At 70.2% G+C, this 8418-nt stretch carries 6 protein-coding genes and 1 pseudogene; 4 read left to right on the top strand and 3 right to left on the bottom strand.

Annotated features, from left to right (window positions below; all coding sequences use genetic code 11):
* A pseudogene (locus GA0115259_RS21220) lies at positions 1 to 242 on the top strand (pyridine nucleotide-disulfide oxidoreductase); the annotation flags it as partial.
* Positions 243 to 254: 12 nt separating this feature from the next.
* On the opposite strand, the gene mltG reads toward GA0115259_RS21220, so the two are convergent.
* Together mltG and GA0115259_RS21210 are read right to left on the bottom strand one after the other, a co-directional pair.
* Complete coding sequence (mltG, locus tag GA0115259_RS21215; protein ID WP_093599551.1) at positions 255 to 1130, bottom strand: endolytic transglycosylase MltG; 876 nt, start codon at positions 1128 to 1130, stop codon at positions 255 to 257.
* Between the two features lie 157 nt (positions 1131 to 1287).
* Positions 1288 to 3171, bottom strand: a complete 1884-nt coding sequence (locus GA0115259_RS21210; RefSeq protein WP_093599548.1) for an ABC transporter ATP-binding protein — start codon at positions 3169 to 3171, stop codon at positions 1288 to 1290.
* Between the two features lie 164 nt (positions 3172 to 3335).
* On the opposite strand from GA0115259_RS21210, the gene GA0115259_RS21205 reads away from it, so the two are divergent.
* From GA0115259_RS21205 to GA0115259_RS21195, 3 genes are all read left to right on the top strand, one after another.
* Positions 3336 to 3779 (top strand): MarR family winged helix-turn-helix transcriptional regulator, encoded by a 444-nt coding sequence (locus GA0115259_RS21205; protein ID WP_093599545.1) that lies wholly within the window; start codon positions 3336 to 3338, stop codon positions 3777 to 3779.
* 168 nt (positions 3780 to 3947) lie between these two features.
* Positions 3948 to 5765 carry an ABC transporter transmembrane domain-containing protein gene (locus GA0115259_RS21200; protein WP_093599542.1) on the top strand — a complete coding sequence of 606 codons (1818 nt, stop codon included), beginning with the start codon at positions 3948 to 3950 and terminating at the stop codon, positions 5763 to 5765.
* Entirely contained in the window at positions 5762 to 7546 is a 1785-nt protein-coding gene (locus GA0115259_RS21195) for an ABC transporter ATP-binding protein (protein ID WP_093599538.1), read from the top strand. Before GA0115259_RS21200 ends, GA0115259_RS21195 begins: the two co-directional genes overlap by 4 nt.
* Positions 7547 to 7643: 97 nt before the next feature.
* Here the strand turns inward: GA0115259_RS21195 and GA0115259_RS21190 are convergent.
* Positions 7644 to 8418 (bottom strand): metal-dependent hydrolase (locus GA0115259_RS21190; protein ID WP_107469236.1); only part of this gene is annotated, 775 nt, incomplete at its 5' end.

Below are 8418 nucleotides of genomic sequence, written 5' to 3'. Positions count from 1 at the left end.
CCGATGTGATCCTCTGGGCGCCCGGCTTCCGCGCCGCCATCGACCATCTCGCACCGCTGCGGCTGCGGGAGCCGGGCGGCGGCATCCGGGTCGAGGAGACGCGTGCGGTACGGGACGAACGCGTCCATCTCGTCGGATACGGCCCTTCCGCCTCCACCATCGGCGCCAACCGTGCCGGCCGGGCGGCAGTACGGGACATCAAGCGGCTGCTGGAACGCGAGCCTGAGGCGGCGGCGGTCTGAACCGAGCCGGTCTCAGCCGTCCCCGTCCCCATTGCCGCTGCCGCTGCCGTTCGCGTTGGCACGGTTCTGGTTGAACTCCTCCACGTTCTTCTGGTGCTCGGAGTAGTTGTTGGTGAAGCGGGTGTCTCCCTCCGCCACGGTGACGAAGTACAGCCACTCGCCGCGTGACGGGTTGAGCGCCGCGTTCATCGCCTCCTCGCCCGGATTCCCGATCGGTGTCGGCGGCAGTCCCTTGCGCTGATAGGTGTTGTACGGGCTGTCGATCTTTGTGTCGGCGTGTGTGGTGTCGAGCGTGTTCCGGTTGAGCGCGTAGTTGAGCGTCGAGTCCATCTGGAGCGGCATGCCCAGGGCGAGCCGGTTGTGCACGACCCTGGAGACCTTCGCCATATCGGTCGGCGTATCCGCCTCGGCCTGCACGATGCTGGCGATGGTGACCGACTGATAGATCGTCATACCGTTGCGCTCGGAACCGGCGGTGATCTGGTCGCCCGTGAACTTCTGGTTGGCGGTTCTGACCATATAGCTGAGGAGACCGGCCGGAGTGGTCGAGGAATTGATGGGATAGGTGGCCGGGAAGAGATAGCCCTCGGGATTGCCCTTGGCCGCCTCCGGCAGCTTGAGCCGCGCGGCGGTCGCCGCGTCCTTGGTGGTGCCCATCGGCAGTTCGAGGGCCTTGTCGACGGACGCGTACACCTCGGAGGCGCGCCGCCCTTCCGGAATGACCAGTGTGGAGGTCTTCTTGTCGCCGCTCTCCCCGCCCATCAGGAGTACGGGCACCAGCACCGCCGCCCCGACGGCGAGGGTGGTGGCCACCAGCAGGACCAGCCGGCCACGGCGGGTCAGACGGAGTCTGCGACCGGGTCTCGCCCCCGGAGGCTCGTTCATCATATGGGCACGGTAACCCGGAGTGATCACCGATCCCGGTACCTGAGGTGCGGCGACACGGATGGCATACGTACGGGGGTGATCCGCGGACGCGCAGCCGGCGCCCGAGCCGAGGCGCTGCCGCGTCCGTGCCGGGAACGCGGCAGGGTGACGAGCGCGCTCAGGTGGTGACCGGAGCCAGCTCGTCGGCGTGTCCCGGCAGGCTGTCCCTGCGGACCAGGGCGGCATAGCGCCCGTCCTGCCGGAGCAGCTCGTCATGGCTGCCCCGCTCGGCGACTCGGCCCTTGTCGAGTACGACGATCTGGTCGGCGTCCCGGACGGTGGAGAGCCGGTGCGCGATGGTGATGGTCGTACGGCCCCGGGAGAGCGCGTCGATGGCCTGCTGCACCGCGTGCTCGGTACGGGTGTCCAGCGCGCTGGTCGCCTCGTCCAGGATCAGCACCGGCGGGTCGCGCAGGATCGTACGGGCGATCGCGAGCCGCTGCTTCTCACCTCCGGAGAAGCGGTATCCGCGCTCGCCCACCAGGGTGTCGTAGCCGTCGGGAAGCGAGACGATGTGGTCATGGATCTGGGCGGCCCTGGCTGCCGTCTCTATCTCCTCGTCCGTGGCCGTCGGCTTGGCGAAGCGCAGATTCTCGGCGACGGAGGCATGGAAGAGATAGGTCTCCTGGGAGACCACACCGACAGCGCGGGCGAGTGTGTCGAAGTCCAGATCGCGCACATCGACACCGTCGAGCAGGACCCGGCCGCCGGTCACGTCGTACAGCCGGGGCACGAGATAGCTGAGCGTCGACTTGCCCGAGCCCGTGGGCCCGACCACGGCGAGGCTGCCGCCGGAGGGAACGGTCAGATCGATTTCCCGGAGCGTCGCCTGCCCGCCCTTGCCGCCCTTGCCACCCGTGTCGTCGTAGCTGAAGTCGACTCCGTCGAACCGCACCTCACCACGGACCGTGTCGATCCTGACCGGCCGCTCGGGCTCGGTGATGTCGACCGGCAGGTCGAGATACTCGAAGATGCGCTGGAACAGAGCGAGCGAGGTCTGCATCTGCACTCCGGTGGAGAGCAGGCTCACGGCCGGCCGGAACAGACCCTGCTGGAGCGAGACGAAGGCGACGAGCGTACCGATGGAGACGGCGGTTCCCCCGGCGCCCATCGCGAATCCCGCGGCCCAGTAGATGACGGCGGGCATGGCGGCCATGACGATGCCGATGGTGGACATGCGCCAGCGCCCGGCCATGTTCGAGCGGACCTCCAGATCCACCAGCCGCTCGGACTCGTCGGCGAAGGACTTGGTCAGCGAATCGGCACGCCCCATCGTGCGGCCGAGCAGAATGCCGCTCACCGAGAGTGACTCGGTGACGGTGGCCGCCATCGTGGCCATCTGACGCTGGCGGTCCGTGGTGATCTTCTTGCGCTCGCGGCCGACGATACGGCTTATCCAGACGAACAGCGGCAGCAGGAGCAGCGAGACGGCGGTCAGCCGCCAGTCCAGGGCGAGCATCGCGACGACCGAGGCGACGACGGCCGTGAGATTGGAGACCAGGGAGGTCGCGGTGGAGGTGACGGTCGCCTGCATACCGCCGATGTCATTGGCGATACGGGACTGGACCTCGCCGGTCCTCGTCCTGGTGAAGAAGGCGAGCGGCATGCGCTGGAGCTGGCTGTAGACACCGGTGCGCAGATCGTGCATGACCCGCTGGCCGACCGTCGTGGAGATCAGCGTCTGGAGCACGCCGAAGACGCTGTTGACGACCGCGGTGGCGATCATGCCGAGGGCGAGCAGGCTGAGCAGTCCGGTGCGGCCCTGCGGGATCGCGGTGTCCAGGATCTCGCGGAGCAGGAACGGCGAGGCGACCGAGACCAGCGACGAGGCGCCGACCAGCAGCCCCACGATCGCGAGCCGGCCGCGGTAGGGACGGAAGAGACCGAAGATGCGCCGGAGCTGCGCGGGCTCCTCCGGCTGTCCCGTTCGGTCCGTTCGGTCCGTTCGGTCCGAACGGTCAGGACGGGGCGGCGGTGTCCAGGTGGATTCCTCGGGTTTCATGGGCTCCTTCGAAGGACGGGAGGGCTTCCGCGGAAGCGCGGGACGGATACGTTTTTGAGCTCGGCTTCGGACCCAAGCCCGGCCTCGGACTCCGAGCTCGGCTTCAGAGCCTAGCTCACTGTTACCTATGTACACAATGAACGAGGTCCTGATATTGTTCCCGTATGAGCACCCCTGACGCCGACGGCATGCTGGCCGAGCAGTTGCTGCGGCTGACCCGTCGGCTCCAGCGCGTCCAGAAGCGGCAGATGGAGCCGATCGGCATCACTCCCGCACAGGCGCGGCTGCTGCGTACGGTCGCGTATTACGAGCAGCCGCCACGGATGGCCGATCTGGCCGAGCGTCTCGAAGTGGTGCCCCGGGCCGTGACCAGCCTGGTCGACGGCCTTGAGGCGAGCGGCTGGGTGCGGCGCGCGCCCGATCCGACCAACCGAAGGGTGGTCCGTATCGAGCTGACCGAGAGCGGCCGGACCACGCTGAGGTCGCTGCGCGTGGCGCGGCGGGCCGCGGCGGAGGACATCCTCGCGCCACTCACCGCCGACCAGCGCGAGGTGTTCGGCGGACTGCTGTCGACGCTGGTCGACGGAGGCCGTCACCACCGCTGCTGAGCCGCCCGTCCGCCGTCCCAGCATCCCTCCGGGTTGTCACCGGAATGTCCCTCCGGCGTGGCTCCAACTGGCTCGATCTGGCGCTCCACGCGGAAAACCCGTTGCCCTCGACCCTTCACCAAGGCGAACCTTGCACGGTTTGGGCCACTCCACGAGTCATGGGGCATCATGCAGATTCGCGACCTTCCCTATCCCGATCCCGGGATCCCCGACGCTCGGTCAGGCCCTCGGTTCCTGCTGTGGCTCGGACGCAAACAGCTCGGCGGCCAGCTCAAGGCCCTCGCCTGGGGGCTGCTGCACTTCACCGGTATCGGCGGCCTCTCGGTGGGCGCCGGGCTCGCCGTCCAGGCAGTCGTCGACCGCTCCGGCGGCCGGCTCGCGCTCGCCGGTGGCCTCATCGCGCTGTTCGGCGCCGCCATCGCCATCGGCGACACCATGCTGCACCGCTCCGCCGTCACCAACTGGATCACCGCCGCCGCGCGTCTCCAGCAGTTGCTGGCCCGCAAGACCGCGGAGCTGGGCTCCGCGCTGACCCGCCGGGTGGCCGCCGGCGAGGTCGTCGCCGTCTCCACCGGCGATGTGGAGAAGATCGGCTGGTTCGTGGAGGCGCTCTCGCGCTTCCTCGCCGCCGCCATCGCGATCGTGATGATCTGTCTCGGCCTGGTGCTGTATCTGCCGCAGCTGGGCACGCTGGTCGCCGTCGGTGTGCCGGTGCTCGCCCTCGCCGTACTGCCGCTGCTCCCCCGCGCCACCCAGCGCGCCGATATCCAGCGCGAGAAGGCCGGAAAGGCCACCGAACTGGCCTCGGACACCGTCGCCGGGCTGCGCGTACTGCGCGGCATCGGCGGTGAGGAGCTGTTCCTCGGCCGCTACCGCGCCGCCTCGCAGGAGGTGCGCAAGGCCGCCGTCCGCAGCGCCCGTATGTGGTCGCTGATCTCGGCGATCCAGGTGCTGCTGCCGGGCGTCATGCTGATGTCCGTCATCTGGTACGGAGCCCGGCTCGCGCTGGACGGCCGGATCGAGGTGGGCGGTCTGGTGACCGTCTACAGCGCGGTGACCCTGCTGCTCTTCCCGCTGCGGCACTTCGAGGAGATCGCCATGGCGTACTCCTTCTCGCGGCCCTCCGCGAAGCGCGCGGCACGCGTGCTCTCGCTGGAGCGGACGGCGTACGAGGACGAGCGCGGCGGTCTCGACGACGCCAGGCCGACCGGCGATCTGTACGACCCGGCCACCGGGCTGCTCGCGCCGACCGGACTGCTGACCGTCGTGGTCTGCGGCGATCCGGACGCGGCCGGACGGCTCGCCGAGCGGCTCGGCGGCCATGCGGCCGAGGAGGAGAAGAGTCCGTCGGTGCTGCTCGGCGGAGTGGCGCTGGACGATCTCCCGCTGGACGCGGCGCGGGCCAGCGTGCTCGTCCAGGACAAGGATCCGGTGCTGCTGTCCGGCACGCTCACGGAGCTGCTGGACATCCCGGCCTCCGGCGCGGTCGATCCGGAGAAGGCGCTCACCGCCGCCCAGTGCGTGGATGTGCTCGACGCGCTCGCGCAGGCGTCGGTGGACGGCAGCGGTGACCCGATGCGGTCCAGGATCACCGAGCGCGGCCGTTCGCTCTCCGGCGGGCAGCGCCAGCGGCTGGCGCTGGCCCGTTCGCTGGTGACCGATCCGGAGGTGCTGGTGCTCGACGAGCCGACGTCCGCCGTGGACTCGCACACGGAGGCCCGGATCGCCCAGGGCGTCAAGGAGCTGCGGGCCGGCCGTACGACCGTGGTGTTCGCCTCCTCGCCGCTGCTGCTGGACCACGCGGACCGTGTGGTCTTCATCCCCGAGGGCGAGGTCGCGGCGGTGGGCGTCCACCGCGAGCTGGTACGGAGCGACGCCGCTTACCGGGCGGTCGTCACCCGCGAGACCGAACAAGAGCAGAAACAGGAACGCATCATGGAGCCGGCGTCACTGCGGGCCCGGGAAGAGATCGAGGAATCAGCATGATCGGCGTGGCGCCACCGGCGTACGACCCGGCGGCCCCGGAGTCGGCGACGACCCTGCCGGTCGGGACCCCGGCGACCGTACGGTCCTATGTGGGCGAGCTGCTGAGCCGGCACCGCAAGGCGTTCATCCTGCTGGTCGCCGTCAACGCCGTATCGGTGATCGCCTCGATGGTCGGCCCGTATCTGCTGGGCGGCATCGTCGAGGATCTGGCCGACGGAGCGCGTGAACTGCATCTGGAGCGCACGGTCGCGGTCTTCGCCGTCGCGCTGGTGTTCCAGACCGTGTTCACCCGGCTGGTACGGCTGCGCAGCGCGATGCTCGGCGAGGAGATGCTCGCGGATCTGCGCGAGGACTTCCTCGTCAGGGCCGTCGGGCTGCCGCCCGGTGTGCTGGAGCGCGCGGGCACCGGCGATCTGCTCTCCCGTATCACCACCGACATCGACCGGCTGGCGAACGCCATGCGCGAGGCCGTGCCGCAGCTCGCGATCGGAGTGGTGTGGGCCGGGCTGCTGATCGGCGCGCTGGCCGTCACCGCACCTCCGCTGGCGCTGGCGGTGCTGGTGGCGCTGCCGCTGCTGGTGGCCGGCTGCCGCTGGTACTTCCGGCGGGCGCCCTCGGCGTACCGCTCGGAGGCCGCCGGATACGCGGCCGTCGCGGCCATGCTCGCCGAGACCGTCGACGCCGGCCGGACCGTGGAGGCGCACCGCCTCGGCAAGCGCCGGGTGGCGCTGTCGGAGCGGCGGATCGAGGAGTGGACGGCGTGGGAGCGGTACACGCTGTGGCTGCGGTCGGTGCTCTTCCCGGTCATCAATCTCACCCATACGACGATCTTCCTGGCCGTGCTGGTGATGGGCGGCGCCTTCGTCCTCCAGGGCTGGATCTCGGTCGGGCAGCTCACGACGGGCGCGCTCTTGGCCCAGATGCTGGTGGATCCGGTGGGTCTGATCCTGCGCTGGTACGACGAGCTCCAGGTCGCCCAGGTGTCCATCGCCCGGCTCGTCGGAGTACGCGAGATCGAGCCGTCCGGCACGACCGACGCGTCGGTCGTGCCGGACGGCCGGGACGTCAGCGCCGACGAGGTCCACTTCGGCTACCGCGAGGGCGTCGACGTACTGCACCGGGTGACGCTGGACGTCGCTCCCGGCACCAGGCTCGCCCTGGTCGGCCCTTCGGGAGCCGGGAAGTCGACACTGGGCCGGCTGCTCGCGGGCATCTACGGACCTCGGCGAGGGCACATCACGCTCGGCGGAGCGGAGCTGTCCCGGATGCCGGCCGAGCGGGTACGGGAGCAGGTCGCCCTGGTCAACCAGGAGCACCATGTGTTCGTGGGCTCGCTGCGCGACAATCTGCTGCTGGCCCGTACGGGCGCGGCGGACGCCGAACTGTGGGCGGCCCTCGGAGCGGTCGACGCGGACGGCTGGGCACGGGCGCTGGACGACGGTCTGGACACCGCGGTCGGCTCCGGCGGTACGGCCCTGACGCCGGCGCAGGCCCAGCAGATCGAGCTGGCCAGACTGGTGCTCGCGGATCCGCACACGCTGGTGCTCGACGAGGCGACATCGCTGCTGGACCCGAGGGCGGCCCGGCATCTGGAGCGCTCACTGGCCAAGGTCCTGGACGGCCGTACGGTCGTGGCGATCGCGCACCGGCTGCACACCGCGCATGACGCGGATGTGATCGCGGTGGTCGAGGAGGGCCGGATCAGCGAACTGGGCAGCCATGACGAACTGGTGGCGGCGAACGGCGCGTACGCGGCGCTGTGGCGCTCCTGGCACGGCTGACCGCGCAGTACACGGCTGACCGCGGTACACGGCTACCGCAGCAGAAAGAGGGGCCGGAGCGTTCGGACGGACGCCCCGGCCCTCCCCGTACCACCGCCTATATGAAGCCCAGCGCCGCCGCTCCGCCCACTCCGCCCAGCACCATGAACGCCGGCATCAGCACCTTCAGCTCCACCCAGCTCCCGGCGCGGAACCGCATTCCCTTCGGCGGGCCTATCGGGTACCAGCGCTTACGGCCCAGCGGTATGGGCCACAGGATCGGGCAGCCCGACACCGTCAGCGCGTCCCCGATGTCGTGCACCAGCGCGCCCAGCACGATCGGCAGGCCCAGCCAGAGGTATTCCTGTCCCGGTGCCGTGAACAGCCAGTCGGCGCCGTTGCCCGGCTTGTCCAGGACGTCCGCCAGGATCCAGGCACTGGTGGCACCGAGCAGCCAGACCAGCACATCACTGGAGACCCGTGCGGCCCGCCACAGCAGGCCCTCCACGGCGAGCACGAGATGTACGAACAGGATCGCGAGCACCGCCCAGCGGCCACCCGCGTATGCCACCGCCGAGGCGCCGGCCCCGATCAGCACCGCCCAGAGCCAGGTGTGCGTCAGGGTGCGATGGCCACCGGTCCTGCGCGAATCCCCGGGCTTCCGTGTGGCCTTGTAGACGGCGTACGAGAGCTTGTCCACGATCTCGCAGAGCGTCCGCGACACCGGGCCGAACGCCCGGGAGATCGTCGCCGCCTTGTGGTCCAGATCCGGAGCGAGTGCGGCACCCGCGCAGATCAGCGCGCCGACCGCCAGAACCGGCCAGGGCATACCGTGGCCCGCGGCAGCCGCCGCCGCGCCCACCCCCAGCCAGGCCGCCGCTCCCGACAGCGAG

Source organism: Streptomyces sp. MnatMP-M17 (genome assembly GCF_900091995.1).
Taxonomy (GTDB): domain Bacteria; phylum Actinomycetota; class Actinomycetes; order Streptomycetales; family Streptomycetaceae; genus Streptomyces.
Note: the sequence above shows the minus strand (reverse complement) of the source record. Positions and strands in the feature narration are given on the sequence as shown.

What these genes read in the sequence shown, in the direction of transcription:
- mltG (WP_093599551.1), bottom strand. Translation starts at nt 1,130, where the DNA reads ATGATGAACGAGCCTCCGGGGGCGAGACCCGGTCGCAGACTCCGTCTG.
- GA0115259_RS21210 (WP_093599548.1), bottom strand. Translation starts at nt 3,171, where the DNA reads ATGAAACCCGAGGAATCCACCTGGACACCGCCGCCCCGTCCTGACCGT.
- GA0115259_RS21205 (WP_093599545.1), top strand. Translation starts at nt 3,336, where the DNA reads ATGAGCACCCCTGACGCCGACGGCATGCTGGCCGAGCAGTTGCTGCGG.
- GA0115259_RS21200 (WP_093599542.1), top strand. Translation starts at nt 3,948, where the DNA reads ATGCAGATTCGCGACCTTCCCTATCCCGATCCCGGGATCCCCGACGCT.
- GA0115259_RS21195 (WP_093599538.1), top strand. Translation starts at nt 5,762, where the DNA reads ATGATCGGCGTGGCGCCACCGGCGTACGACCCGGCGGCCCCGGAGTCG.